The sequence below is a fragment of the Clostridium sp. YIM B02551 genome, from assembly GCF_022324735.1.
GTDB classification, from domain to species: Bacteria; Bacillota; Clostridia; order Clostridiales; family Clostridiaceae; genus Clostridium_T; species Clostridium_T paridis.
Map to the genome: position 1 here is coordinate 1 of NZ_JAKGTF010000019.1, position 27,000 is coordinate 27,000.

At 30.9% G+C, this 27,000-nt stretch carries 29 protein-coding genes; 1 reads left to right on the forward strand and 28 read right to left on the reverse strand.

The annotated features are described in order from the left end of the window. Positions 1 to 342 precede the first annotated feature (342 nt). The 27 genes from L1S47_RS18540 to L1S47_RS18670 form a co-directional block, all read right to left on the reverse strand. A complete protein-coding gene (locus tag L1S47_RS18540; protein WP_238886062.1) occupies positions 343 to 1,065 on the reverse strand; it encodes an NAD-dependent protein deacylase in 723 nt (240 codons plus the stop codon). A gap of 136 nt (positions 1,066 to 1,201) precedes the next feature. Then, complete coding sequence (locus tag L1S47_RS18545; protein ID WP_238886064.1) at positions 1,202 to 1,852, reverse strand: ribulose-phosphate 3-epimerase; 651 nt, start codon at positions 1,850 to 1,852, stop codon at positions 1,202 to 1,204. Between the two features lie 41 nt (positions 1,853 to 1,893). Then, the gene (locus L1S47_RS18550; RefSeq protein WP_238886066.1) at positions 1,894 to 2,550 is read right to left on the reverse strand and encodes a transaldolase family protein; all 657 of its coding nucleotides are present in this window, start codon (positions 2,548 to 2,550) and stop codon (positions 1,894 to 1,896) included. Between the two features lie 31 nt (positions 2,551 to 2,581). After that, positions 2,582 to 4,099, reverse strand: coding sequence for a phosphomannomutase/phosphoglucomutase (locus L1S47_RS18555; protein WP_238886068.1), 1,518 nt, complete (start codon positions 4,097 to 4,099; stop codon positions 2,582 to 2,584). A 22-nt stretch (positions 4,100 to 4,121) separates the two neighbouring features. Next, positions 4,122 to 4,568 carry a ribose 5-phosphate isomerase B gene (gene rpiB / locus L1S47_RS18560; protein ID WP_202765858.1) on the reverse strand — a complete coding sequence of 149 codons (447 nt, stop codon included), beginning with the start codon at positions 4,566 to 4,568 and terminating at the stop codon, positions 4,122 to 4,124. Between the two features lie 129 nt (positions 4,569 to 4,697). Beyond that, positions 4,698 to 5,369, reverse strand: a complete 672-nt coding sequence (gene rpe, locus L1S47_RS18565; RefSeq protein WP_238886077.1) for a ribulose-phosphate 3-epimerase — start codon at positions 5,367 to 5,369, stop codon at positions 4,698 to 4,700. Between the two features lie 43 nt (positions 5,370 to 5,412). After that, positions 5,413 to 6,348, reverse strand: coding sequence for a transketolase family protein (locus L1S47_RS18570; RefSeq protein ID WP_238886197.1), 936 nt, complete (start codon positions 6,346 to 6,348; stop codon positions 5,413 to 5,415). Next, positions 6,344 to 7,162: a transketolase gene (locus L1S47_RS18575; RefSeq protein WP_238886080.1), complete on the reverse strand. Its 819-nt coding sequence runs from the start codon at positions 7,160 to 7,162 to the stop codon at positions 6,344 to 6,346. Before L1S47_RS18575 ends, L1S47_RS18570 begins: the two co-directional genes overlap by 5 nt. 21 nt (positions 7,163 to 7,183) lie before the next feature. Next, positions 7,184 to 8,215, reverse strand: coding sequence for a zinc-binding dehydrogenase (locus tag L1S47_RS18580; RefSeq protein WP_238886082.1), 1,032 nt, complete (start codon positions 8,213 to 8,215; stop codon positions 7,184 to 7,186). Positions 8,216 to 8,228: 13 nt separating this feature from the next. After that, complete coding sequence (locus L1S47_RS18585) at positions 8,229 to 9,269, reverse strand: galactitol-1-phosphate 5-dehydrogenase (protein ID WP_238886084.1); 1,041 nt, start codon at positions 9,267 to 9,269, stop codon at positions 8,229 to 8,231. A 44-nt stretch (positions 9,270 to 9,313) separates the two neighbouring features. Continuing rightward, complete coding sequence (locus L1S47_RS18590) at positions 9,314 to 10,585, reverse strand: PTS galactitol transporter subunit IIC (RefSeq protein ID WP_238886086.1); 1,272 nt, start codon at positions 10,583 to 10,585, stop codon at positions 9,314 to 9,316. 80 nt (positions 10,586 to 10,665) lie between these two features. Continuing rightward, positions 10,666 to 10,944, reverse strand: coding sequence for a PTS sugar transporter subunit IIB (locus L1S47_RS18595; protein WP_207753567.1), 279 nt, complete (start codon positions 10,942 to 10,944; stop codon positions 10,666 to 10,668). 24 nt (positions 10,945 to 10,968) lie between these two features. Then, entirely contained in the window at positions 10,969 to 11,442 is a 474-nt protein-coding gene (locus tag L1S47_RS18600) for a PTS sugar transporter subunit IIA (protein ID WP_202765845.1), read from the reverse strand. Positions 11,443 to 11,516: 74 nt separating this feature from the next. Then, on the reverse strand, positions 11,517 to 14,447 hold the full coding sequence (locus tag L1S47_RS18605) for a sigma 54-interacting transcriptional regulator (RefSeq protein ID WP_238886093.1): 2,931 nt from the start codon (positions 14,445 to 14,447) through the stop codon (positions 11,517 to 11,519). Positions 14,448 to 15,011: 564 nt separating this feature from the next. Next, complete coding sequence (locus L1S47_RS18610; protein WP_238886199.1) at positions 15,012 to 16,808, reverse strand: DEAD/DEAH box helicase; 1,797 nt, start codon at positions 16,806 to 16,808, stop codon at positions 15,012 to 15,014. Between the two features lie 493 nt (positions 16,809 to 17,301). Continuing rightward, complete coding sequence (locus L1S47_RS18615) at positions 17,302 to 17,832, reverse strand: ECF transporter S component (RefSeq protein WP_238886096.1); 531 nt, start codon at positions 17,830 to 17,832, stop codon at positions 17,302 to 17,304. A gap of 120 nt (positions 17,833 to 17,952) precedes the next feature. Beyond that, positions 17,953 to 18,297 carry a hypothetical protein gene (locus tag L1S47_RS18620; RefSeq protein WP_238886098.1) on the reverse strand — a complete coding sequence of 115 codons (345 nt, stop codon included), beginning with the start codon at positions 18,295 to 18,297 and terminating at the stop codon, positions 17,953 to 17,955. Between the two features lie 43 nt (positions 18,298 to 18,340). Next, on the reverse strand, positions 18,341 to 19,135 hold the full coding sequence (locus L1S47_RS18625) for an ElyC/SanA/YdcF family protein (protein ID WP_238886100.1): 795 nt from the start codon (positions 19,133 to 19,135) through the stop codon (positions 18,341 to 18,343). Positions 19,136 to 19,162: 27 nt separating this feature from the next. Continuing rightward, entirely contained in the window at positions 19,163 to 19,897 is a 735-nt protein-coding gene (locus L1S47_RS18630) for an MBL fold metallo-hydrolase (RefSeq protein ID WP_238886102.1), read from the reverse strand. 20 nt (positions 19,898 to 19,917) lie between these two features. Continuing rightward, the gene (locus tag L1S47_RS18635; protein ID WP_238886105.1) at positions 19,918 to 20,715 is read right to left on the reverse strand and encodes a M55 family metallopeptidase; all 798 of its coding nucleotides are present in this window, start codon (positions 20,713 to 20,715) and stop codon (positions 19,918 to 19,920) included. 26 nt (positions 20,716 to 20,741) lie between these two features. Further along, positions 20,742 to 21,296, reverse strand: coding sequence for a GNAT family N-acetyltransferase (locus L1S47_RS18640; RefSeq protein WP_202765838.1), 555 nt, complete (start codon positions 21,294 to 21,296; stop codon positions 20,742 to 20,744). A 19-nt stretch (positions 21,297 to 21,315) separates the two neighbouring features. Further along, entirely contained in the window at positions 21,316 to 21,873 is a 558-nt protein-coding gene (locus tag L1S47_RS18645; RefSeq protein ID WP_238886107.1) for an NUDIX hydrolase, read from the reverse strand. 108 nt (positions 21,874 to 21,981) lie between these two features. After that, positions 21,982 to 22,284 (reverse strand): Dabb family protein, encoded by a 303-nt coding sequence (locus L1S47_RS18650; RefSeq protein ID WP_238886109.1) that lies wholly within the window; start codon positions 22,282 to 22,284, stop codon positions 21,982 to 21,984. 344 nt (positions 22,285 to 22,628) lie between these two features. Continuing rightward, on the reverse strand, positions 22,629 to 23,693 hold the full coding sequence (locus tag L1S47_RS18655; protein WP_275297882.1) for an acyltransferase family protein: 1,065 nt from the start codon (positions 23,691 to 23,693) through the stop codon (positions 22,629 to 22,631). Positions 23,694 to 23,813: 120 nt separating this feature from the next. Continuing rightward, a complete protein-coding gene (locus L1S47_RS18660) occupies positions 23,814 to 24,251 on the reverse strand; it encodes a hypothetical protein (RefSeq protein WP_238886115.1) in 438 nt (145 codons plus the stop codon). A 72-nt stretch (positions 24,252 to 24,323) separates the two neighbouring features. Further along, positions 24,324 to 25,160, reverse strand: coding sequence for a polysaccharide deacetylase family protein (locus tag L1S47_RS18665; protein WP_238886117.1), 837 nt, complete (start codon positions 25,158 to 25,160; stop codon positions 24,324 to 24,326). 44 nt (positions 25,161 to 25,204) lie between these two features. Further along, the gene (locus L1S47_RS18670; protein ID WP_238886119.1) at positions 25,205 to 25,549 is read right to left on the reverse strand and encodes a helix-turn-helix domain-containing protein; all 345 of its coding nucleotides are present in this window, start codon (positions 25,547 to 25,549) and stop codon (positions 25,205 to 25,207) included. A gap of 127 nt (positions 25,550 to 25,676) precedes the next feature. On the opposite strand from L1S47_RS18670, the gene L1S47_RS18675 reads away from it, so the two are divergent. Continuing rightward, entirely contained in the window at positions 25,677 to 26,069 is a 393-nt protein-coding gene (locus L1S47_RS18675) for a pyridoxamine 5'-phosphate oxidase family protein (protein WP_238886121.1), read from the forward strand. A gap of 76 nt (positions 26,070 to 26,145) precedes the next feature. Here L1S47_RS18675 and L1S47_RS18680 read toward each other — a convergent pair whose 3' ends face one another. Beyond that, positions 26,146 to 26,988 carry a nucleotidyltransferase domain-containing protein gene (locus tag L1S47_RS18680; protein ID WP_238886129.1) on the reverse strand — a complete coding sequence of 281 codons (843 nt, stop codon included), beginning with the start codon at positions 26,986 to 26,988 and terminating at the stop codon, positions 26,146 to 26,148. Positions 26,989 to 27,000 lie beyond the last annotated feature (12 nt).

Sequence of the window (27,000 nt, forward strand, 5' to 3'; positions counted from 1 at the left end):
CGTTGACTTAAGTTTATTTCTAAATCTTACTTCATTTACTCTGTTTAATTTTCAAAGACCAATTTGTTTGTTTATCCCCGTGTCTCTTAGGGACAAGTAGTATCTTACCATATATATTTCGTCATTTTTCTACAGAAAATCTATTTTCTGCACCTCACCACTTAAATACTCTAAATTTCTATTACTTTCTAAGTTTTCTTACTATTGATACACCAGGTTATGTATACCGCATTTTATAATCATTTATTATCTAGTTAATGAATTTTCTGTAATTTCTCCTATAAATCAATCCCTTATTACGACAATAAAAAGAACTCCAACCGTAGCTAGAGTTCTTTTTATTTATATGACTTGTTTTAAAGTCACCCCAATCTTCTCATTAATTACGACCTCTGCCGCTCCATCATATTGAGTAGATGTTTTATTAATTAATATTAGATGCTTCCCACTAAAGTATTTAATTAGTCCTGCTGCAGGATATACCATAAGAGAAGTTCCTCCAATGATTAAAGTATCTGCTTTAGCTATAGCTGAAACTGCTCCATTAATAGTATCTTCGTCTAAACCTTCCTCATATAAAACCACGTCAGGTTTAACAGTTCCCCCACACTTAGTGCACGTCGGCACTCCTTTTGAATTAACTATAAAGTCTGCATCATAAAATGAATGACACTTCATACAATAATTTCTATGAACTGATCCGTGAAGTTCATAGACATTTTTACTTCCTGCCATTTGATGAAGTCCATCTATATTTTGAGTAACCACAGCTTTTAGTTTCCCCATCTCCTCTAATTTTGCTAAAGCTTTGTGAGCGTCGTTAGGTTTAGCATCTTGATATATTAGTTTCTCTTTATAAAAAGCAAAAAATTCTTCAGGGTATCTCATGAAAAAGGTATGTGACACCAATTGTTCTGGAGTAAATGTTCTATTTAATTTTTCATTAAACAAACCATTTGCACTCCTAAAATCAGGTATACCAGACTCAGTAGATACTCCTGCTCCCCCAAAGAATACTATGTTATTTGAATTTTTAATTATTTCTTTTAGTCTTTCAATACTCATAATTTCACCTCAAGTTTTGTATACTATTTAAATTATACCACTAAGAGCCAATCCTATCACAAAACTTCACATCTTTTAAAATAAAAACCTTTGTAATTCATTTATATGAACTACAAAGGCTTTAAAACTCCTGAGTTTATGCTCGAAGTTTAGTAGCTTTATCCTTAAAGCTAATTCCATTATTATTAAACAGTGCTGAAGTTCCTAGTACATATATATCTACATTTCTATTCTTTAAGTGTTCCATTGTTATGCTATTTATACACCCATCTACTTCAATCTTTGGCCTCTTCGCACTTTTTTTTAACATTTCATTTAATTTATCAATTTTATCTAAAACTTCATATCTAAATTTTTGACCCGCAAAGCCTGGATCAACTGTCATCATTAATATCATATCAACCATGGATAAATACTTTTCTATCTTTTCGACAGGTGTTTCTGGGCTAATTGCTAATGCAGGCTTTATTCCGTATTCTCTTAATAATGATATATCTCTTTCAACATTTTCACTTGCTTCGATATGAAAAGATATATACTCAGGTTTTAAGTATCCATACATTTTTATATATTTTTCAGGATTCACTGTTGCTAAATGTATGTCTAGAGGTATATTTGTATACTTTTTTATAGCTTCTAAAACATAAGGTCCCATAGCTAAGTTATTTACGAATATGCCATCCATTACATCACAATGTAGTAAATCTATTTTTGCTTCTTCTAATTTCTTTAGTTCATTATATAACTCTATCTGATTTGCACACATTATTGATGCTGCTAATTTCAATATAGTACACCTCCCCATAGATTTTATCTAATAATCCTTTGCTATCTACCTAATGCTTCAAGCTCATACCCATCTTTATTGAACTTATCAACACTAGCTACTACTAATTGTTTATTTAACATCTGATTTAATATATCATAAGGTATTGTTACTGTATGTGCTCCTGAAAAAATTGCATCATTTACTTGGTTTGGATTCTTAAAACTTGCTGCAACAATTTTTGTGTCTACCTTATTCTCGTCAATATACTTTCTTATTTTGTTAATTACCTCATAAGGATTAATATTGTTACTCTCCATTCTATTTACATAAGGAGCAATATAATCACAACCTGCAAGCACACTAATTATTCCTTGCTCAACTGAACATACAGCAGTTGCCAAAATAGGAGTATACCTATTTTCTCTTTTTATAGAAGTTATTACTTTCATTCCTTCAACTGTTGCAGGAATTTTTAGTACAATTCGAGTAGAATCAATCTGTAGAATTCTTTTACAGTCATTATAAATTTCATCATGAGTTTCTCCTACCGCTTGTACAAAAAGCATTTTAGGATAAGCTTCATATATTTCATTTATAATAACTTCCCTGTTCTTTTTTTCCTTTAGTAGTAATGTGGGATTAGTCGTAACCCCTTTAAAAAATCCTAAAGCTGATATCTCTTTTATCTCGTTTATATTTGCTGTATCTAAGAACATTTTTTTCTTCTCCTTATATCAATGTTATATTCTATCCTATATCTTTCATATCTGATGAATCTAACATCTCATACTTTTCTATAAAAGGATTCAATATTTTAAGTATATCTTTAATACCACCTTTAGAATCAGATTCAATATTTAAAGGTAATACAGGTTCATGTAATGAAAGTCTTAATAATAGCCATCCATCTCCATTATTCTTATCACAATTAACCTTTAATCCTTCGTAATTCTTTTCTTCAATACTCCATCCATCTATTGATGATGCATACTCTTTTAACTCATTAATAACTTTTTGTCCATAACCCTTAAAGTCATCAGTTTTTATTTTCAATCTAACATCGGAACTTTCCAATGGATTCTTAAGCCTATCAATTAAAGTTGCTATGTTTTCTCCTTCTTCTTTTAACTTAGCCATTTTAATCAATATTTTAGCTATTAGATATGCTCCATCATCAAGGAAATAATTTTCTTTTAAGGCTGCATGTCCTGAAGTTTCGATAGCTAATTGACTATCTTTTCCCTCTTCATTTAGCCTTTTAGACTCATTTATTACGTTTCTATATCCTCTTTTAAATCTGTGATGAACTCCACCTAGATCTGTTATAAAATCTCTTAATCCATTAGATGTTACTGAATCTGTAACTATAATTGACTTTGGATGTTCTTCTAAAACTATTGCTGATATTAGTGCAATTAGCGCATTTCTATTAATCTCAATTCCATCTGAGCTAACAATAGCAGCTCTATCAACATCAGCATCAAATATTATCCCAAGATCTGCCTTACTTTTTAAAACTGCTTCCTTAATTGCTTTCATTGCCTCATTATTCTCTGGATTAGGAATATGATTAGGGAACATGCCATCCGGATTTAAGAATTGACTTCCTTCTATATCTGCTCCTAACTCCTCTAATACTTTATTTGCAAAAAAGCCGCCTGCTCCATTTCCAGCATCAACAATTATTTTAAAGTCTTGTAGTGGCTTGTTATAATTATTTTTTGATTTCACATCACTTCTTATTTTATTTACTAATATATTTGCATATTCATCTATAAAGCGAACAATTCTTAATACTCCTCTTGTTGTATACATCATTTCAGAATCACATGCTATTTCTAATATTTCACTGATATCTTCCTTTTCACATCCACCTTTAGGAGTAAAGAACTTAAGCCCATTATAGAAATAAGGCAAGTGACTTGCAGTAATCATTATAGCCCCATCACATTTATAGTCATCTAAAATTGTTGTCATGAACATAGCTGGCGTGGTACTCATTCCGCAATCATACACATCACATCCAACATTAATTAGTAAATCAATTAAAGCTTCTCTGATTTCTGGTCCTGATAATCTTGAATCCATTCCTATAGCAATCTTAATCTTCTCATCATTATTCTTATTTTTCTTAATCCATTTAACAAATCCATTCCCAATAAATCTTACAGTTGTAGGTGTAAGGTTTACTTTATGTTCTGAAGTTTCAATAGCTATTCCTCTAATATCAGTACCATTTTGAAGCCTCTTAAGCTCTTCCATCATAATAATTCCTCCTAGCTATTAATTAAAATTCACCTTGTTCTATTTTTTCTACTAAAGCTAATCTTTCGCTATGACGTCCACCTTGAAATTCTGCATTTATCCATGTATCTACTATATCTAAAGCTAGCCCTTCCCCGGTTACTCTTTCTCCTAAACATAAAATATTAGTATTATTATGTTCTCTTGTTGCTTTAGCTGAGAATGTATCCCCAACAACTGCTGCTCTTATACCTTTAAATTTATTTGCAGCTATTGACATTCCTATTCCAGTACCACAACATAATATTCCAAGATCACATTCCTTTGATATTACTGATTTTGATACCTTTATAGCATATTCAGGATAATTAACACTTTGTGCATTATTAGTCCCAAAATCTTCTACTTCAATATTTTTTCCTGCTAAATATTCCTTTATAGCATTTTTCAATCTAAATCCGCCGTGATCGCAGCCAATAGCAATTTTCATATATATCAACCTTCCTATTCTTACTAAGTTATTTTTCATTGTAAATACTATTTTCACGTAGTATAATTTATAAAAGAATAGGAGAATACTCGCAATATTCTCCTACCTTTATATTTTCTGATGTGGGGGCTATGGGATATTCTTAATTTCGCTTATTACATTTTCAAACAAGTCTATATTTTGAGACAAGTCTTGTTTAAATAATGATGACCCTATAACAATGTCTCTAGCTCCACAATCTATAACCTCTTTAATGTTATCTAGTGTTATTCCCCCATCTACTTGAATAGTAAAATCAAAATTTCCTTTTTTCTTAATTTCATTAAGTTCTTTAATTTTATCTAAAGCTAGTGGGATGAATGATTGTCCGCCAAAACCTGGTTCAACTGACATTATTAATACTCTATTGACTAGAGGATAAATATGCTCTAAACAACTTATTGGTGTTGCTGGGTTTACTGCTACTCCTGCTTTAATACCAAAACTTTTTAGGTAATGAATACTCTTATACATATGAGTTGCAACTTCAGCATGTATTGTTATGCTGTTTGCTCCAGCTTCAACTAGTGGTTCAACAAATTTATCAGGATCTGTTACCATCAAGTGAACATCAAATTCAATCTCTGTTAACTTTCTTAATGCAGCTACTTGATCTAATCCAAAGGATAGATTTGGAACATAATGTCCATCCATAATATCTATGTGTATTGCTTTGATATTTTTTTCATTAAAAACTTTAAAATCTTCTCCATAATTACATACGTTTGCTGACAATAATGATGGTGAAATTATTACTTCCATAACTTACTCCCCCGTTTTATATTTTATATCTCTATATTTTTAATTAACCTAAAACTATCTTTTTAACTTCATCTTTTAAATGTTCTTTTGTAAGTCCATAGAATTCCATTAAGTCCTTTGGTTTTCCTGATTGACCGAATGTATCATTCATTCCAAGTCTTTTTACTGTTGCTAAATTTTCTTCACTTACTACTTCACATACTGCAGATCCAAGTCCACCAATTATGCTGTGCTCTTCTATAGTTATTATTTTTCCAGTCTTTTTAGCTTCTGCTACAATTAGTTCCTTATCTATAGGTTTAATTGTTGCCATGTTAACTACTGATACATCAATACCTTCCGCTTCAAGTTCATTACTAGCTTCTAGTGCCATTTCTACAGTAATTCCAGTTGCTATAATAGTAGCCTTGCTTCCTTCTTTCAGTAATTCACCTTTACCAATTTTGAAGTTGCAACCATTTGGATGAACATCCTCAACAGCCATTCTACCAACTCTAATATATACAGGTCCGTAATATTCAGCAGCTGCTTTTATAGCTTCTTTTGTTTCTGCTCCATCGCTAGGATTTATAACTACCATTCCAGGTATACTTCTCATTAATGATAAATCTTCTATAGCTTGATGTGATGCTCCATCTTCTCCAACTGTTATACCAGCATGACTTGCAACCACTTTAACATTTAACTTAGGATAAGCTACTGAATTTCTTATTTGTTCAAAAGCTCTTCCTGCAGCAAACATTGCAAATGTTGATGCAAATGGTATTAACCCAGTAGTTGCTAAACCAGCAGCTGTTCCAATCATATTAGCTTCAGCTATTCCCATATTAAAGAATCTTTCTGGTGCAACCTTCTTGAAATCTGCACTTTTAGTTGATTTTGACAAATCCGCATCTAGTACTACTATATTTTCATTAGTTTTTCCTAACTCTGATATAGCTTGGCCATATGCTTCTCTTGTTGCCATTTTCATATTAATTACCTCCCTTGATTTCCTTTAATGCTACAACTAGTTCTTCCTTGCTTGGTGCAACTCCATGCCATCCTGCATTGTTCTCCATAAATGATACGCCTTTACCTTTTACAGTCTTAGCAATAATCATAGTTGGTTTTCCTTTAACTGTTTTTGCTTCATCTATTGCATTTCCTATTTGTTCAAGGTCATGTCCATCTATAACTATTACATTCCATCCGAAAGCTTTAAACTTCTCATCTATTGGATTAATATTCATTACGTCTGAGTTTTTACCATCAATTTGTAGTCCATTGAAATCAAGAAATGCAGTTAGGTTGTCTAATTTGTAATGAGCTGCTGCCATTGCTGCTTCCCATACTTGTCCTTCTTGACATTCTCCATCACCTAAAATTGTGTATACTCTATATTCCTTATTCTTAACCTTTCCAGCTAATGCCATTCCATTTGCAGCAGATAAGCCTTGTCCTAAAGAACCAGTTGACATATCTATTCCAGGAATTGCTTTCATGTCTGGATGTCCTTGTAATATAGAATTTATTTGTCTTAGTTTACCAAGCCATTCTTCTCCGATAACACCTTTTTCCATTAATGTTGCATATAATCCAGGAGCTGCATGTCCTTTTGCTAGAACAAATCTATCTCTATTAGGATCTCTTAAATCATCAACATTTATATTCATTTTTTCAAAATACAATACTGTTAATATATCAGCTATCGATAGAGATCCACCTGGATGTCCTGATTGAGCTTCTGTTATCATCACTAATATTTTTTCTCTTATTTTTTGCGAATGTATTTTCAATAAATCAGCATTCATAACAACACTTCCTTCTATAAATTAAGATCTAATAACTACTTTCATTTCATTGCCTTGCATTGCTGCATCTATTCCGTCTCTCCAGTTATCTAGGTCTACTATCTTAGTAACTAAAGTTTCTGTATCAACCTTTTTGTTCTTTAAAAGATCTAAAGAAATTTCCCATGAGCTTGGTTTTTGTGATCTACAACCAATGTATCTAATTTCTCTTTGAATGATTAATTCTTGATTCATTTCATTTAGAGTTTTAGCAAATATTCCAACTTGTACGAAATCTCCTTTTTTCTTAACAAGCTTCAATCCTTGATTTACAGCATGTATAACACCTGAACAATCAAAAACCTTATTTACTCCGTAGTTGTTGGTTTTCTCCATTACGATTTGCTCTAAATCTTCTTGTTGTATATCTACAGCTCTGTCTATTCCTAATTTAGTTGCCAAATTCAATCTTTCTTTGTCTTTTGTAACTCCTGCTACGACTACATAAGCTCCTTGTGATTTTGCCACTTGGCTTAAAAGTAATCCTATTGGTCCTGGACCAAATACTAAAACTACATCATCCTTAACTACAGTTGTCTTTTCTAAAGCGGCATGCACACAACAAGCAAGAGGTTCTGTTAATGCTGCTGAAAGTGATGATACATTGTCTGGAAGAACATGTACACTTTCTTCTCTTGAGATAACATATTCTGCAAAACTTCCATTAACTTGAGTTCCTATTCCTCTTCTTGATGAACATAGATTGTAGTCTTTGCTCTTACAGAAGTCGCATGTTCCACAAGTTTCAAATGTAGTTTCGCTAGTTACTCTGTCACCAACTTTAATGCTCTTAACATCTTCTCCAACTTCTACTACTACACCTGCGAATTCATGACCTAATACTACTGGAGTTTTTATATTAGCGTACTCACCTTTGAAGGAGTGAAGATCAGATCCGCATATACCACTATATTCAACCTTTATCTTTACTAAATTCTTCTCTGCCTTCGGCTCTTCAATATCTAACAACTCCATATTGTCATATCCTGGTTTAGTCTTTGTTAATGCCTTCACTTTAATTCCTCCTCTAGTCTTGAACTATCATTATTTTGTTATATTCTTCTTTTCTTTCTTTAATCATTTCGAAAGCTTTTGCTGTATCTTCTAAAGAGAATCTATGTGATATAAGCTCTTTAAGTTTTATTTTCTTTTGTTTTACATATTCTATACTCTTAACCCATTCTTGACCTGGGAATGGAGCCGAATATGAGTTCCAGAAACCTTGTAATGTTAATTCTTTTCTAAAGATTCCTTCAAAGGCTTTTTCTGATAATTCTATGCCTGCATGTCCAATGCCTTGGAATCCTATTTTTCCTTTTTTCTTTGTTACTAGTAAACATTGTTCTTGAGTGATTTTAGAACCTGCACTCTCAATACAAATATCTACTCCTAATCCATTAGTTAATTCCAATATTTTATCTACAGGATTTTCTTTTAATGCATTTATTCCAATGTCTGCACCTAGGCTAATTGCTTCTGCTATTTTTTTATCTGAAATATCTACTGCAATAACCTTTTCAACTCCTGTAACTTTAAGCCATTGTATTGTAAGTTGTCCTATTGTACCTGCCCCTAATACTGCAACTACATCGCCTAGTTGTGGTTTAATATTAAGTACTCCATGTAGTGCTACTGCTAGTGGCTCTATCATAGCTGCTTCTTCATAATCTATATCACCAATCTTTAATACATTCGCTGCCTTAACATTTGCAAATTCAGCAAAACCTCCAAAAGATTGAGCTCCTAACATACCATGATTTTCACAAAGTGAGAAGTGTCCTTTTTTACAATATTCACATTCATAACAAGGTTCGAATGGAATAGCCACTACTCTATCGCCAACTTCAACATTTGTAACATTCTTTCCTTTTTCCACTACATATCCTGCGAACTCATGTCCTAAGATAGCAGGTAAAGGATATTTCCAATTCTTTAGTGCTCTTGGAGGATCTGACCCGCATATTCCTGCCGCCATAACCTTTATTTTAACTTCATCATCTCCATAAGGCTTTATGTCAATGTCTTCATACCTTATATCTCCTACTGAGTGCAATACTGCTGCCTTCATAATTTCCTCCTCCTAAATTTATATTATTTTATATATTTAAAATTCTAGAATATAGCTTTAGCTGCTTCTGCAAATTTTAATATTAACCAGTTAAATAAGTTACCACCCATATCTAAACTTGATATTTGAGTTGCTCCATTTGGCATATGGAAGTTTGCATTTGCCATCATTGAAGTGTGAACATCTGCAAAGTTTGTTGCCATGAATAATGATATAGCTATCAATATAGTTCCTGTTATTACAGAGTGAACAATATTTCCTTTTCTAAATCCAACGATAAACGCCATATAGAAAGGTATAGTTGCTAAGTCTCCGAAAGGTAATACTTTATTTCCTGGTAATACTACTGCTAATAATAAAGTAATAGGAACTAGTATTAATGCTGTAGCCATAACTGATGGATGACCAACTGATACAGCTGCATCTATACCGATATATAATTCTCTACCAGCATATTTCTTTTGAAGCATATTTTTAACTGCTTCTGATATTGGAATTAAACCTTCCATTAATATCTTTACCATTCTTGGCATTAAAAGCATAACTGCTGCCATTGATATACCTGTTTTAAATATTGCTCCACCGTCTTGACCTGCAAGTGCTCCAAGTATACATCCTAGTATTAAACCCATCATCATAGGTTCTCCGAATATACCAAATCTCTTTTGAATTGACTCAGGATCTGCATGTAATTTGTTTATTCCAGGTATTTTTTCTACTACTTTTCCGATTAAGTATCCTAAAGGTGCAAAAGCTGCAGTAGATCCAGTTGGAAGTGATATACCTTCAAGTTCATAGAAATCTCTAACCATTGGTGCAGTTTTATCTGCTACTACTAAAACAATAACTTCATATAATACTGCACAAAGTATAGCAAACCACCAGCTACCAGTTACTATATATCCAGTTGCTCCTGCTGCAACAAAGTGCCAATAGTTCCAGATATCAATATCAAGAGTATTTGTAAGTTTAAAGAAAATCATTATTAAGTTTACTACTAAACATATTGGTATAAGAATAGCTGCAACTGGTGAAGCCCAAGCTGCTGCAGCTGCTGCTGGCCATCCAGCATCTATTACTGTTAGGTTCAAGCCAAATCTTGCAACCATGTCTTGTGCTACAGGTCCTAATGTTCCTGTTAAAAGTCCAGCTACTAAATTAATTCCTACGAAACCAATACCAATTATTATTCCTGATTTAAATGCTTTTTTGAAACCTGTTCCAAATATTAATCCGATAATTAAGATTGCGATTGGCAATATTGCCGTTGGTCCAATTCCTAAGATGTATTGAACAATTCCCATAAGTTTATCCATTATAATTTACCTCCTAAATTTTTTTATTTTTATTTAAACTGTCTTTCTACTTTTATATAAAAAGACAGATTTAAATCGTTTTACTTTAGTTGATCTAATATTTGTTGATCTAACTTTTCAGTACCAATTCCAGTTATATATGCTGTTGCTTTAATAGCTGGTATTTTATAAGTTGTTGGTAAAATTGTAGTTGAAACTATTAAATCTGCCTCGTCTTGTAATGAAACTACTTCAGCTATTTTACATTGTCTTACTTCTGCATCAACTTTATTATCTTTTACCAATCTTTCTACTCTGTCACAAACTACTGTTGAAGTTGCAATACCTGCTCCACAAGCTACTAAAATACGTTTTTTCATAATTAATTCCTCCTAAAATTTTATTTATACGTTTTCTAAAGTGATGTTAGTTAATAACTCTTTTACTTGTTCCTCATCCTTTGCAGATATTATTTCCTTTACAACATCCTCCTTTTGAATTAAACTCATTAATTCTTTTAATACTTCTAGTTGACTATGCGGTTTATTTAAACCCAACATGAATATTAAACTTACTTCAGTTTCCAATGTCTCATCATCCATTTGCTTAAATCTTATTGGATTTTCTGGTACAACTACTGATATAAATTGATTTTTAACATACTCTGCTTCAGTATGAGGAATGGCTACACTGTAGTTAGATAATTTAATTCCTGTTGGGAAAACTTCTTCTCTTGACAATAATCCTTCTAAGAAATCTTCTTCAACGTATCCATACTTATAAGCTTCTTGATGCATCATCTGAAACATTTCATTTCTGCTTTTACATGGTAGATTTAGTTTTATCAATTCTTTCTTAATATAATTGCTTATTTCCATCTCTATTCTCCTTTCTAATCCAGTCACTATATTATTTAGCAATCTCCGTGCCAAGTTTTTGGCATCTTTTGATTTTATGAAAACATTTTCTTTATTTCTTTATTTGAATCCTTTGAAGCCAGCTCAATTAAAAGGTTTTCATCTCTAATCATAGAAAATAATTTTCTTATTTCATCTCTGTTATTTTCTTTAAGTGCCAACATAAAAACTAAATCTACCATTACATCCTTATCCCACTGTATTGGATTTTTTAGTTTTGCAATTGATATGGCAGGTTTTATAACATTCTCTGGCAATCCATGTGGAATAGCTACCTTATTATTAAATATTCCACTTCCCATGGCTTCTCTTTTGTAAATGCTTAATGCAAATTTCCCATTAACATATCCTTTGTTTTCTAGTGCTTGTGTCATTGTATCTATTACATCTTCCTTAGATAATGCATCTAAATCCAAATAGATAAGTTCTTCATTAATTAACTCTCCTAAACTTTCTGCCTTCTCTTCTTCTTTTTCTTCTTCAATATATAGATCCATTAATTTTTCAATTCTACTGATTCCCTTACCACTTAATAAGCTTTCGTATGAAATAAATGGTACATTTGAAACTTTAGGATTAATGGTTCCGCAAACTGCTACTATTTCATATTCATCAGATAGTCTACTTACTTCCTCTTCTATATCGTGTTGATCTATAAAGCCTATTGGGAATATTTTTATTCCTGTATTTTTTCTATCAAGATGATTCTCAATAAACTTTTTAATATTCAATGCATTTCCTTGCCCAGTTAAGCAAACTGTCACCAATGCTTTTTTCTTATTCTTTAAGAATTCTTTATTTGCAATCTCATTTTTGAAGGTTCCTTTATATATTTTTGCTTCATTTAATTCTTTAACTATATTATCTAAATTATCTCCTTCAATTGATGCCTTTCTTACCGCTTCTAATGCTATAAGTGTATCCACTCTTCCAATAGTTTTTGTTCTTATTCCTGTCACTTCTTGTACTACAGATGCAAACCCCCCAAGTGAACCCATATCAACAAGCAATAAACATCCTTTTCCTTCATCCACCTGCTTTACTACCTTTATAGTTCTTTCTAAAGCATCTTCTGGTGATTCATCTAGTTCAATCTCAATACCAATAGCATCATCTACACCCAGTAACTGGTTTGCAACTTCAGCCATACCTTCAGCCACATGTCCATGAGTAATTATTATAACCCTAACCTTAGGTTCTAAAATTAGTTCATCTGAGCAGAATTTCTTAATATATAAAGCAATGTATCCGCATTCATCCTCAGGAATTTTAAGTTTTGTTGCTTTTTCTATCATTCTTCTAATTTTTTCTGCTATCTCAAATTCCTGAACCAATTCATTTCTACTTTTATTGATGTTTGATTTAATAATTTTTTTACCAGTTAAAATTCTTTCAATGGTGAAATTAATGTGTATTGCGAGTGCAATAAAGAAGCTCTTGTTTATTACCTGATACTTTTCTCTTACTATCTTAAGTATCCCTTCAGTTATATCTATAACTTCTGGTCTAACAATTGTCTTTAACTCATTTATATTTAAAAGCTTTGCTATATTTTTATTATTCATTATCTTTCCAAGCTTATTTTCAACTTTCTCATGGAGTATCTCATCAATTTCCTCCACCTTAAGCCCCTGCTTTTCAAGAGTCTGATATTCATTTTCTATATATTGATAGATTTCATTTTCATTTATATATTGATTTATTTCATTTCTATAACCTTCCATGTTTTTTATATCAATATATAAATCATCTGTAACCAAATTCATTACTGTCTTATTCGCAGTTCCACCTTTTAAGAATGAACTTTTAATGAAATTACTTAAATCCTCTAAATCTATAACTACCTCATCAGTATTTTTAGACATATACTTAACATAACTTTTAGCACATATTACTTGTACATCACTTTTTAATTGTCCAATATTTCCTTGACAGTTATATAACATAAGACTCATTAAAACATCTCTACAAACTAAAAGATTCTTATTAATTCTATTTGCCTCTCTTACTAAAAACATTATTAATATTTCTAATCTTTCTGATAAAGGCCTATCTATTAATTTAGGTAATTCTATAAGCATTGGAATTCTACGTCTAAATGTTAATAATAGATTTGATTCAGGGTTTTCTGTTGTTGCTCCTAATATAAGAACGTTTACTTTTCTTTCTGTATTAGTTTCTCCTAATCTTCTATACTTGCCCTTATCTATTAAATAGAATAGTATTTCCTGCCCTTCTGGTGGAAGTCTATGAATTTCATCTAAGAATAATATTCCACCGTTAGCCTTTTCAACCAATCCATCTCTATCAGCATTAGCACCTGTATACGCACCTTTAACTACACCAAACAATTGAGAAATTAATAGGTTCGGATTTTCAGCATAATCTGCACAGTTAAATATTATAAATGGTGCATCTTTTGACTTTACATTATTACTGACTGCAAACTCATACATACATTCAGCTAGTTCACTCTTACCTACTCCTGTTCCTCCATAAATTAATGTATGAAGTCCATTTGGTGGATATAGTATAGCCGCCTTAGCTAAATCTATTTTGTTTTTCAAACTTCCATTAGCTCCAATTAATTTATTGAAACCTGTATCTTGCGTATGCATTTTAGGTAGTAAACTTTCTTCAGTTTCACTTATTTCTTTTTCCCTTGGAAGAAAATCCTCCTCGAATTCCTTTAATACTCTCGAAATAATATTCCTAGAAATTTTGTATCCTCTATCTATCATTAATTCTGTTAACTTTCTTTCTGACACATTGGGATTTAATGATAGTATTTCTCTCAAGTCTTTTAGTAAGATATCTTTTCTTCTATCCCTTGAGTCTGGAATATTTAGTTTATTTCTTTCATTTATAACCTTTATCCTAGGCATTGATAACATATCAGCAAGTTCTTGATCTGTATAAGGATTTTTTTTGTCCTCGCTGCTAATGATCTCACTTATTTCCCTCATTTATTACCCCTCCTCTATTCTTAATCTATAGGGAACTTAAAATTAATCCTCCTCTAACTTATAATATTCGACCGATTACGACATTTTTCTGGCGTACTATAATTTTATCAGTTTTTACGATTTTTGCATTAACTTTTTGTTCATTTCTTGTTCATATATTTACCATGTACTATGTTTCGCATAACAATTTATGCCACACTAAAAAATCAAGCAACATTTATGCCAATGTTATACAAGTTATTAATTTATCAATAATTTCTTTTGAACACTTTATTCCACTATCGCTCTTTTATACTTATTTTAATATATCCACGGTTTATTTTTCCAATATATTGAAAATATTCGAGGGTTTCTCATAATGTTCGTTATATTACTAACATAAGTGTTTAATCTTAAAGAATGCTCGTATTAAAAAAGGGGACATATCAATGAACGTAACTATTGATATAGGTGCTTTGAAAGGAATAATGGGATTATTAAGTTAATACCCTTTAAATAAAAGAACCAGCATAACAATTAAAAACTGTTATGCTGGTTCCCTGATTTATGAATGACTCTGTTAGTTTACAGGCCCTCTTCAATCTTAATTATATAATTATCTTTATTTATATCCCCTAAAAGTTTATTTATTCTATTACCTACTTTTATTCTTTCTTCTTTTATCCATTCATTATCAATTTCTATGTTGAAATTTTTACCAAAGGAATAATATATGCCAATTTTTTGATAATATATTTCCCAATCTGTTAATTCATTTATAAAATTTCTAGGCTTACTTAGTTCTTTCTTTTTCCCTATAAATATTTCATCTATATAGTTTAAAAAGGTTACCATAAGCTCTCTTTCACTAACATCAAACGGAATCTTCATCAATTTCCACTCATCCATTTGAGATAACTTATAATATTTTATATTTTCTAGCTTAATAATATACTCGCTAATATCCATCTTTCTGTAGATCTTACCTTCTACATCTCTGATGCTCCAAAGCGCAAGCTTATCTTTAAGTGGAATATTTTTAATATTGATTATAGCTTCACTTGGACCTAAAACCACTTCCCAAATATCTTCATCTTTAGTTTCAATATTATATCTAATAAAATCTATGTTATCACCATATGCTGATACATACCCTTCATTATATATTCCCTTTCTTCCTGCTCTCCCTGCAATTTGCTTTATTTCCTGAGAAGTCAGATTTCTAACTTGATTACCATCAAATTTCCTTATATCCATAAATACAATTCTTTTTAACGGCAAGTTTACTCCCATTCCTATGGCATCAGTAGTTACAAGCACTTTATTATCTCCATCTATAAATGCCTTATATTGCTTTTTTCTAACTTCTGGAGGCAAATCTCCATAAATAACGCTAGCATTTACCCCATTATCTACTAAATACTTAGCTAACTCTAAAACCTTCTTCTTAGAAAATACTACTAAACCATCTCCAGCTTTAACGTTCTTAAGCTTAAATGATTTGTCTTCTACAATTAGTGGTATATCTCTTTTATATTCATAAAATTCATATTCATCCCCACAGGATTTAATTATTTTTATTAATATATCTTTTGCATTTAATGCCCCACAAACATGAACCTCTTTGGCCTTTACTCCTAATATAGCTCTAGTCCAAGCAAATCCCCTAAAATCATCAGCAATCATTTGAATTTCATCTATCACTGCCAAATCATATTCTTCATCTATATTAAGTTTCTCAATAGTACAAGATAGATGGGTAGCTTCATCAATTATTTCTTCTTCCTCTCCAGTAATTAGATTAGTTTTGACTCCTTCAATATTTAATCTTGTGAAATTTTCCAAGGCTAAAATTCTAAGTGGCGAAAGATATACTCCTTTTGTAGAACTTTTCAACGATTGTAATGCATTATAGGTTTTACCAGTATTCGTTTCACCCAAATGTAAATAAAACTTTCTCTTTAATTTCCTAGTTTCTTTATATTCATCTTTAGGATCCTTAGGGAAAGCTTTATCAAATTCTCTTTCTAATATCCTCGGGATATGTTTAGTTAAAAGAACACTTAATATTCCTGACTTTATAAATCCATCATAATCTTCACTTACAGTCTTTTCAAAGCTAAAATCCGTTCCATTTTTCCTATTATAATCTTCTATTATCCTTTTTGACACATATTTATATATTTCCATGTAATCATAATATACATCTTTATAACCTCTAAAGCCGTTATCTTTCATTGATTTTAATTGCTTAATTTTTTTCCTTAAAGTAACTTCTTGTTCCATTAGACTATTATTATTTGAGTTTTTTACTAGTTCTTCTATATGAACAATTTGGTCTTTTAACCTTCTAAATTCTCTATCCTTACTTTTTTTCAAAATTAAGCCCCCTTTTACGCAAAATTAGTACTCTTCTTTAGTTATAGATGTACATCAAATTAATCAGATCACTTTTAATAGTTTAGTTAGATAGTTTACAATTGATGCTATACTCGTATTTCCTATAATATTACTATACACATTATAAGCCAATATAATTATTAATAGTGTTAAAAGAATATATATTATAATTAAGTATATTAACTCTCTCACGCTATTATATCTATTTTTAGCTTTATAGCTCCCCATAATAATCCCCCGTAGATTTTTATTAATAATTACAATAAACCTATTATAAGTTTATTTATAACTCTTAACAAATTTATATTCAAGCTATTATAGGTTGTCATTAACCATTTATTGTCTATTTGTACTTATTTCCTATAAAATTCTTTGTTTTTCTTTCATTATTAGTAATTCTTAAGCAATAACAAAAAAGTCCAACTATAATATTGGACTTTTTTGTTATATTATTCTTAATATTAATTTGTGTACATTATAAGTCATTTAATAAATTAATGCCACTTTTCTTTATTAATGGTCTTAGTACTATTGATACAGGAATAGTTATTATAATAGCAATTGATGTAGTAATTAATGAACTACCTAATCTCATAATTGCTCCGCCATATCCGTATAGAAATAGATTTAATATAAAATATCCACCTAATGATACAGATCCTCCTAAAATAAATCCAACTACATTTATTAAATGATTGTTACCTTTTCTCCCCCCAGAAAAAGCAATAGCTCCTGCTAATAATCCTGTTAATCCTTTAATAATAAACGTAAATATTGATATGCTTGCATATGCTGGATCTAATAAATCAAAAAGTCCTGAGCCAATTCCTCCTGCGAGTCCCGCACCCTTCCCTAAAAAGATTGCTCCGATAAAAATAGCAGTGGTTCCTAAATGTATCATGGTCTTTCCACCTGGATAATAAATCGGAATATTAATATATGTGCCAACAAATACTAATGCTGCAAACATTCCTACTAAAACAATTCTTCTTGTTTTGCTTTTCATTAATATACCCCCTTTCATTAATATACATTATATTCCAATTAGGTATAAACGCACATGTATGGATACAGTTTTAGTAGTCTATTATATTATAAAAAAAAGATGAATCTTTCGATTCATCTTCTATCTTGTATGATCATATTCTGTATCAATACTTATGTCAAAGCTACCATCTTCATTTATATTGTTAATCTTAACTAATATTTCTCTATTTTCCCCTGCGAATAATCTTTCATATATTTTATATTCATGTTTTTTCCCATTTTTATCCAGGTGATACATTACTAAAGCAGTCTCCTCCTCAATACCTGAAGTATTTATGCCTGAACTATTTCCAAACCCTGCAACAATTTTTTTAATTCTAGGATCTTTCCACTTATATCCCGCATATGTGAAATATACATCCTTCACAACACTTTTAGTATTATTATCTACAAATACTCTGATTTCTCCAACCTTCAAAAACACTTTAACCCCTCCATCTTTATACCTTTGTATACTTAATTATATATCATCTAATATATTCTGCATATAAATCAGTTAACATTTCATATGCCCTATTAACTTCTTCTGGTATATCTACATGACCTATAAAGCCACTTCCTTTCGGGCCATATCCTTTTTCATCATCTCTTAACCTTGGTATTTCTCCCATAATAAGAGATATAAATCTCTCCATATCCCAAAGCCCATAAATATTATTATCTGCAAATTCAAGATTTCCTTGAGCTTCCCTTAATCGAGGTACAAAAGCTGCATAATTTATTAAAACTACCTCTTCACTTTTCCATGTTTCTTTAAAACATTCACAGGTTCTTAACTGCATTGTTGGGTCTTGCATTAGCAAAATAGTTTTAGGATTCAACCTCTTTCTTTTTAAAACTTCATAAGCTTCATCAGCATTAGCCCCGCAATTAGTTGATCTATTTTCAATAATTATCTTTTCTTCTTCAACTTCTTCATATTTAATAATTATATCCTTTAATATGTCTGCCTCTGCCCTATTTTCGCTGTGTATATCTTTATATTTTTCGCTGTTTTTTATATTGTTTACTAAATACTTAGTAGAATGCCCCACTCCCCCTACTATCATTATTTCATGTGCTAAGTTATTTTTAAATGCTCTTGCACCTTCTTCTGCTATAAATGGAATCGCATTTCCTAAAATAACTAGCAAATCAACTTTTTTAATCCCATACTTTTTTAACAGTTCGTCAGCAGATAATTCCTCTATGTCTTTCGCAGCTAAAAACTTTGTTATGGTATTAAATGCTTCTGCTATTTCATTAATATCTTTACTGGACATACTTTCACCCTCTATTATACTTTAAGCTTATCGAGATAATTCACTAATTCTTTCATTGACACTTTTTTCATAAAGCCCACCATGATAGCATATAACCTTTTCAATATCATACTTTTTAAGTTTCTCTAATGATTTATCACTTAAATCTGTATCATAATTTATAGTTGGAGATGCTTTGGATAAAATCCCATCATTCACAGTCAGCAAATCTCCTGCAATAAGAATCTTTCCTTTTTTAATATATAGACAAATATGTCCTGGTGTATGACCTGGGGTATAGATTACTTCAGTGCCTCCTGCAAATGTAAGTTCTTCTCCATCTTTTAACGTTTTGTCTATCTTTACTTTACTTAAGCCAAATCCTGCCTTAAGTTTTTCATACATATCTTTCATCTCATTTGGGAACGAATTTAAGTTTTTCTCTAACTGCGCCAATTTAACTGGAGTTTCATCTCCTTGAATATATTTTTTCTCTACTTCATGACATAAAACTTTTATTTCATTTTCCGAACTTTTAACAAAGCTTAAAGCATTTCCAACATGATCAATATCTTGGTGAGTAAGTATTATAGTATCTAATCTATTAACATCAATTCCTGCTGCTTCAATTGCTTCATTTATTCCCTTCATCTGACCTGGAAATCCAGTATCAACTAAAATAACGTTTTTTTCATCCCATAGTAGTACTGGATTAATACTACTTTCTCTTCCCATAACATTTGCTTTTATTTCTAGCATATCAATTCCATTTGCTATTTTCATTTAATTACCTCCATTTTCTCTTAAGCTACGAAGTGGAATAATCTTAATACTTCATAGTAATCATTTGTAGTAAATTCAATAGCCTTTGGATTAATTAATTTTACTCCTGGGTAAAAAGAGTTTCTATATGCTGTTTCATGTTTCTGATATTCTATTTCGACCTTAAAGTCATTTGGCAAAATTACTTTACAAGAATTATAATCCTCTTTCAATGCTTTATTAACTAATGATTTAGTATCTTCTATTGACTTCTTAGGATGAATACTTATGGTACTTCCTCCTATACCTTCTTTAACAGCTAAAGTTTTAATATTTCCATTAGTTAAAGTTACCTCTTCAATTAATCCTTTATCTCCACTGACAAAAACTACTGGAACATTATATAATGCAGCTGCATATGCATTAATTAAAAATTCGCTTACATAATTATCATTTATTTTTATATGTGATATTGAAGTATTTAATGTATGTGCTAGGGGACTAGTCCCACTGCCTGCTTTTGAGTGATATCCAATAAATAAAGCTGCATCGAAACTGCTATCTATTCCACTCACCATACACATAGGATCCCCAGTCCAGCCACTAGAAAGCTTTACATACTCAGGGAGTTCATTAATATCAATATTTCTAGCACTATCATGTGCATCCTTTACATATATTTCACTAGCTCCAGATTCAAAAGCTCCTTCACATGCCGCCTTAACTTCTTTAGTCATTTGATTTGCAAATCTATCAAAATCACTATGATTTTTTTCTGTTTCACTCCAGCTTGTAACTCCTGTTATACCTTCGATATCTACACTTATATAAACTTTCATATTTTACCTTCCTTATGAAAATAAATTTATAATTCCTCTTTTAAAATAGAGTAGTATTTGCAGTCTACGAGTTCTCCCTTACTGTTTTTATTTATCTTTCTTAAAACACCTTCATATTGCAAACCACATTTCTCCATAACTTTTCCCGATGCTATATTTTCTATTGCATGTCTTCCGGTTATTCTTTCAAAACCTACTTCATTAAATGCAAAATTAATTATTGCTTTAAAGGCTTCTGTCGCTATTCCCTGTCCCCATAATTTCCTACTTATACAATAACCAACTTCACAATTTTCATTGCGATTATCTATATTCATAAGACTCATAGAACCAATTACCTTACAAGTTTCCTTTAATTCTATTGCCCAGTTATAATTTTGATTATTACTATATTCATTTACCCAATTCTCTATAGTCCTTTTCGTAGTTTCTATAGTTTTATGAGTTGGCCAAGTTAAATACCTAGTAACCTCCTCATCAGATGCCCAATTATTATGCATATCCTCAGCATCCCATACCTTAAAAGGCCTAAGTCTCAACCTTTCAGTTTCTATTACCTTGGTCCCTACGTGATTTAACAAAACACACATCCCCCACTTTTTAAAGTAACTTAATCTTTGAAATTATTTTTGAATATACTTTTTTCATATGTGGTTCATTACTAACATCCACTACCTCATCAAGTGGAATCCACTTAACACCACTATTTTCATCTTCCTTAATTACTAGTTCCTCTTCTTCATCTGCTTCAAGTAGGAATGTTACTGATAAGTGCAGATGGGCAGACACATAATTACCATTTTTCACATGACCTACTACAGGTAATATATCTAGAGAAAATATTTCAGTAGTTATAGGATTAGCTATCCTTATTCCTGTTTCTTCTCTTGCTTCCCTTATAGCTACTGCTAATAGATCCTTCTCACCATCTGAATGTCCTCCTGTCCATCCCCAAGAATCATATATATTATGATAAATCATAAGAACCTTATCTCTTTCTTTATTTAATACAAAAGCTGAACTCGTCATATGGGCAATTTCATTTTCTCTTGTTAGGACATTTTCAAATGCATTTATATAATATAGAATCATTTCCTTGTCTTTTTTTTCTTGCTCATTATAAGGATTATATCTTTCGATATCATTTACCCAACTCATATTCTTCCCTTCTTTCTGGCTAGGTTAATAATTATTATAAGTTCTTAAAGAGTAAAAAAACACTTATCGTTATATATTAAACGTAAGTGCTTTCTTGTAATATGTTTATTATACTTCGTAATCTGCCACAACTCTTTCACTTACAACGCTTCTTACAAATCCAGCAACTTTTAAGTGTTCAGGATGATTTTGATAAACATCTAGTCCTTCTACTGTATCAAATTCTGAATAAAGCACTATATCAAAAGCTTGTGCAGTTTCATTTATGTTTATGCCTACTTCTATGGCTTTTAATGTATCTATTTTATTTATTAAGCTTTCTAATCCTTCTTTAATCATTTTAGCATTTTCTTCTTTACTTTTTCCTTCTGCAAAATCTTGTAGCTTCCACATTACTATATGTTTAACCATAAACTCACCTCTATATAAGATTATTTTATTGAATATTTTACCACACTTTAAGCATTTTATATATATTCTTTACGTTAAATTAAAAGAGAAGGTAATAAAATATAACTATTCCCTTCTCTTTACTAACTTAAAAATTATTTTACTTATAAAACTAATCTTTTTTATGTGTTTTCTTACTATGTTTAGTACCCTTATTATTAGCCTTCTTTTCTTTTTGTTGTTGACTAGAGACAGATGCATCCTTTTTTTCTCCCATAACATTTTTTCCTCCTAGATAGTAAGTTTATATTATTATTTTCTTCAAAATAGGAATTATAATGTTATGAAAATTATAGTAAAATTTTTTATTTCTTTATTCCAAACAAAAACCTTGTAACAGATATTCTTTTTAAAATTTCATAAGCTAATATTGTTAGTAAAAAACTCCCTCCTATTATTGTAACCACTTGTACACTAATCGAAGATATATTTTTTAATGCATAATACCCTACTAATACTACAAATGATTGGTGGAAAACATAAAAAGGAAATGATGCCTTAGTGAAATAACTTGTAATTCCATTTGTAAAGTTTAAATAATGTTTTCCCATACCAAGAATTGCTAGAATGCCAATCCAAGATAAAAATCCTTCAAAAATATCGTATATAGTTCCATAAGAGCACTTTAATACATTATGAAATATCAAGTTCAAAGTTGTTAACAATATTAATGCTATAAATAACATCCATCTATTTTTTTCAAGTTTCTCTTGAACCCTGTCTTCTGAAAGAATGAAATACCCCAACATAAACAAAGCAAAATATTCGCCTAAGCTCTTTCCACTTATATCTAAAACAAGTTTCATAATTAGAAAGATTAGAAACATTGGAAGTATCTTTACTAAAGAAAGCTTGTCCATCAGTATCTTTTTATTACTTTTTCGATATCTCATTATAATTGGTAGTGATATTAAAGAAATAACATACAAATACAAAATAAACCATAGATGTGCTGGTGTTAAACCTCCAGTATATCCAGTTAAATCTTTTATTTTTGTGAAGAATAATATATATTGATGAAAATAGCCTCCACTATATCCGTTATGAAACTTTTCGGCATAAAAAGTTTGTATCGGAACTAATACTAAAATTCCGGATATTAATGGAATTAATAATTTTGATTTTCTTTCATCAATGTATTGCTTCGGAGATCTTTTGGTGAGTGCATAACAAGAACTCATTCCTGCTATAATGAATAATATAGGCATAAACCATGGATATGTTATTTGTATAAATCCAGTAAGTAAAGGGATCCCATCACTTTTCACATAGAAGTTCTCTCCAAAATTATTATAAATCATACAAGTATGGAAAGGTATGAGAAGCAAAATGCTCATCCATCTAATATTATCTAAAAAATATTTTCTCATCGGCTAATTCCTTTCATGCCATTATTATTTCAATTATATACCAAATCCCATTATCTTGAAACACTCCTGAACCAAGCTATCTATATAAAAAGAAGATGCATTTACTCTGCATCTTCATAATTATTCCTTTAAATTCCTTAATATTAATTCATCCTCATTTATATTATCAAGACCCTTAGGTATCTTAGTATTCGGATCATCTGTAGTTCCTTCCATACTAGTGATTATTTTCTTTGCATCCTCTATATTTTTATCACTTACTTCTGCAACTACCTTGCAATTTATACTAGCTATCTCATCAAAGCCGCCCATTCCACTTGCCATAGGACTTGCTGCTGCAAGAGGAGAATTTGCCCCCTCCTCTCTATTACCTATTCCACCAGAAACAGCCTGTGATAAACTTGGTATCTCATCTGAACCTACAAGACCACTTTGTGAATATGCCTCGTTCCTATGTTCATTTATATCTACGAATGCGCCTTTAAACCCTGCGTTTCTTAGCTTTTCAACCGCCTCATTTGCTTTTTTTATGCTTTCAAAGTAACCTTCTATCTTCATTAGCCCACTTCCTCTATTAATTTATAAGCTTATCGCTTATTTTATTATCCCAAAGGAAGTAGAAATTTATCCTTAAATCTCTATAGTTGCGCCTGCTTCTATTTTTATAATTTTCTCTGAATGCTCAAACCAAACTGATGTACTTGAAGGATTTTTTATTCTTCTACCATCTACACTAAATTGCAATCTGTTATAAGCATCAATATAGTCATAAATCTCTATATTAGTTGCGTACCAAATATCATCTCTGTTTCCAACATACTTAGCAAAATCTTCAATTAAACCCCAATTATCATTAGCTTCAAATTCATAACTATGACCCCATAAATAAAATAAATATGGTCCTTGAGTTACTTTATCCTCAATAAACTTCTTTGTAAGCACTTCAAAATCAGGCGCTGTATGATGACAAGTTGCAGATAACCTAAGCCAATCCCTAGGAATCTTGAAGTCTTTTGATGGAATTACAGTTCTAGCATATGCTAAACCACATAATCTAAGTGCTTCTACCACATCATCACTAAAAGTACCATATGGATATGCCATTCCACGTACAATTGTTCCAAATTGCTTTTCTAAATTCTCTCTATCTTTTATTATTTCATTTACAGCCATATGAACAGGTAATTGTTCAAGAAATGGATGGGTTAATGAATGTACTGCAATCTCATGACCTGAATTCATAAAAGTTTCATTAATCTGTTTTTCTGTCATTCTACGATGAACTTGTCCTTCTGGGTAAATTGTTCCTTCTTCAGCATATATTCCGCTATTTAAGTTAAAGGTTCCTTTTAACCCATACTTATTCATAATCTCAACTAGCTTTATATCTTGCTCAACTCCATCATCATAACTTAAGGTAAGTGCCTTTTTTCTACCTTCTGGAAACCTTAAAAAAATATTTGCCATAATACCTCTCCTTTACACCCTCTTAATTAGTTGCATAAGACATGTCACTCAATTTCTTTATTTTCAAGGGATTTAATATATTTATCTCCCCAAATTTTAAACTGCTCTAATACAGGCTTAAATTCATGTCCTAAATCCGTAAGTGAATATTCTACCTTTGGTGGTATTTCAGAATAAATATATCGGCTGACTAATCCAAACTCCTCAAGCATCCTCAATTGCTTTGTTAATGTTGCTTGTGTGATATCTCCAATTCTTCTCTGTAATTCTCCATAGCGAATGGCTCCTTCACTCAAATGATACATAATAAGAATCGACCATTTCCCTGAAAATACTTTCTGCGCTGTAGTATATGGACACTTTCCAAAAAGACATTTTGAGTTTTCCATTTTCTCTTCCTTCCTAGTATCTTTTAGATACTAACATTATATAAAAATCGTACTTGCTATTTCAGTTGTACATGCTATTATTATTCCATAACTAATTTTAACACATATAAATAGGGGGAACAATAATATGGAAAAAGCATTAGAATTTTTAAAGGAATGTGGTACTTTTTACATCGCCACTACTGAAGGAGACCAACCAAGGGTTAGACCCTTTGGTGCTGTATTTGAACATGAAGGAAAGTTATACATTGTTACAAACAATACAAAAGAATGTTTCAAACAAATGTTAGAAAATCCTAAGGTTGAAATCTCTGGTATGAATAAAGGTCAATGGATTCGTTTGGCTGGTGAAGTTAAACATGATGATAGACGTGAAGTTAAGGAGCGTGCACTTGAAACAATTCCAGCTTTAAAAAATATGTACAGCGTTGATGATGGAATTTTCGCAGTTTTATACTTTACTAAAGGAACTGCTACTATTTGCTCATTTAAAGGTGAACCTGAAACATTTTCACTATAATATAGTTTTATTTTAGAATTTTTCTCATAGTAAAAAGGGATAGGAAAACCTATCCCTTTCTATATCTGAAAGAATCTTATATATTTTTCTTACATAGTTCTTCTACTTCTTTTATAATTCCTGATAACTGGTCTATCAGGATTTCTATATCTTCTGGTTTAGCTGTTAATGAGCAAAATATTTTTTCAACTCTACTCTCAAAATTTTTAGGTTTAATCTTAAAGGCACGTACATTTGCTATTGCACCTTTTTCATTCATAATGTAAGTTTCATTTAGTGCATATACAACCTGAGTAAGGCATGAAATTGCACGATAAAAGCACCCAGAAGCATATACAATATCTTTTTTTGCTACACTCTTACTAGCTATTGTGCATGAAAAACCTGCTTCCCATAAAAATTTTTCCACTATTCCTCTTTTTATAGCTTGAGGATATGGAGTGATTTTATCTTTTAGTTTAGCTATATTATTATTTTCATCTAAAAGTATCTTACAGTAGAAGACTTCTGCTACATAAATAGTATTTACAAATCCATGAGGATGCCCAGCTTGATAATCAATTGTAATCTTACTATTTAAACATTCATTTATAACAGATGATACCTTATCTAAATCTCTTAATAAAAAATCTACTGCTATTCCATCAACATTTAGCCAACCTCCACCATTTATCCATGGACCCCATTCCCCAACTTTTGTTATGATATTTGAACGATGAGTATCATCTAATTCAGTAGCTATTCTACTTAAGCTTTCTAAATCTAATTTTGAGCTATCAGAATAATATATTCCAATATCTATATCTGACTTTTCTGAAAAACTTCCTTTTGCTCTTGAGCCTCCAAGGACAACACTCTCAATACCCTGCACTCTCTTCAATGAGTTCTTTATCTTATCAAGAATCATTTCAATTTCCAAAACAAAACCCCC

Bases quoted from the DNA above. Each gene is read 5' to 3' on its own strand.
- L1S47_RS18555 (WP_238886068.1), bottom strand. From the start codon at position 4,099: ATGATGGAAGAGCTTAAGAGGCTTCAAAATGGTACTGATATTAGAGGA.
- L1S47_RS18650 (WP_238886109.1), bottom strand. From the start codon at position 22,284: ATGGTTAAACATATAGTAATGTGGAAGCTACAAGATTTTGCAGAAGGA.
- L1S47_RS18665 (WP_238886117.1), bottom strand. From the start codon at position 25,160: ATGGCAAATATTTTTTTAAGGTTTCCAGAAGGTAGAAAAAAGGCACTT.
- rpe (WP_238886077.1), bottom strand. From the start codon at position 5,369: ATGGAAGTAATAATTTCACCATCATTATTGTCAGCAAACGTATGTAAT.
- L1S47_RS18590 (WP_238886086.1), bottom strand. From the start codon at position 10,585: ATGGATAAACTTATGGGAATTGTTCAATACATCTTAGGAATTGGACCA.
- L1S47_RS18615 (WP_238886096.1), bottom strand. From the start codon at position 17,832: ATGAAAAGCAAAACAAGAAGAATTGTTTTAGTAGGAATGTTTGCAGCA.
- L1S47_RS18595 (WP_207753567.1), bottom strand. From the start codon at position 10,944: ATGAAAAAACGTATTTTAGTAGCTTGTGGAGCAGGTATTGCAACTTCA.
- L1S47_RS18605 (WP_238886093.1), bottom strand. From the start codon at position 14,447: ATGAGGGAAATAAGTGAGATCATTAGCAGCGAGGACAAAAAAAATCCT.
- L1S47_RS18600 (WP_202765845.1), bottom strand. From the start codon at position 11,442: ATGGAAATAAGCAATTATATTAAGAAAGAATTGATAAAACTAAATCTA.
- L1S47_RS18635 (WP_238886105.1), bottom strand. From the start codon at position 20,715: ATGAAAGTTTATATAAGTGTAGATATCGAAGGTATAACAGGAGTTACA.
- rpiB (WP_202765858.1), bottom strand. From the start codon at position 4,568: ATGAAAATTGCTATTGGCTGCGATCACGGCGGATTTAGATTGAAAAAT.
- L1S47_RS18540 (WP_238886062.1), bottom strand. From the start codon at position 1,065: ATGAGTATTGAAAGACTAAAAGAAATAATTAAAAATTCAAATAACATA.
- L1S47_RS18625 (WP_238886100.1), bottom strand. From the start codon at position 19,135: ATGTCCAGTAAAGATATTAATGAAATAGCAGAAGCATTTAATACCATA.
- L1S47_RS18585 (WP_238886084.1), bottom strand. From the start codon at position 9,269: ATGAAGGCAGCAGTATTGCACTCAGTAGGAGATATAAGGTATGAAGAC.
- L1S47_RS18660 (WP_238886115.1), bottom strand. From the start codon at position 24,251: ATGAAGATAGAAGGTTACTTTGAAAGCATAAAAAAAGCAAATGAGGCG.
- L1S47_RS18645 (WP_238886107.1), bottom strand. From the start codon at position 21,873: ATGAGTTGGGTAAATGATATCGAAAGATATAATCCTTATAATGAGCAA.
- L1S47_RS18655 (WP_275297882.1), bottom strand. From the start codon at position 23,693: ATGAGAAAATATTTTTTAGATAATATTAGATGGATGAGCATTTTGCTT.
- L1S47_RS18675 (WP_238886121.1), top strand. From the start codon at position 25,677: ATGGAAAAAGCATTAGAATTTTTAAAGGAATGTGGTACTTTTTACATC.
- L1S47_RS18670 (WP_238886119.1), bottom strand. From the start codon at position 25,549: ATGGAAAACTCAAAATGTCTTTTTGGAAAGTGTCCATATACTACAGCG.
- L1S47_RS18630 (WP_238886102.1), bottom strand. From the start codon at position 19,897: ATGAAAATAGCAAATGGAATTGATATGCTAGAAATAAAAGCAAATGTT.
- L1S47_RS18575 (WP_238886080.1), bottom strand. From the start codon at position 7,162: ATGAATGCTGATTTATTGAAAATACATTCGCAAAAAATAAGAGAAAAA.
- L1S47_RS18550 (WP_238886066.1), bottom strand. From the start codon at position 2,550: ATGTTCTTAGATACAGCAAATATAAACGAGATAAAAGAGATATCAGCT.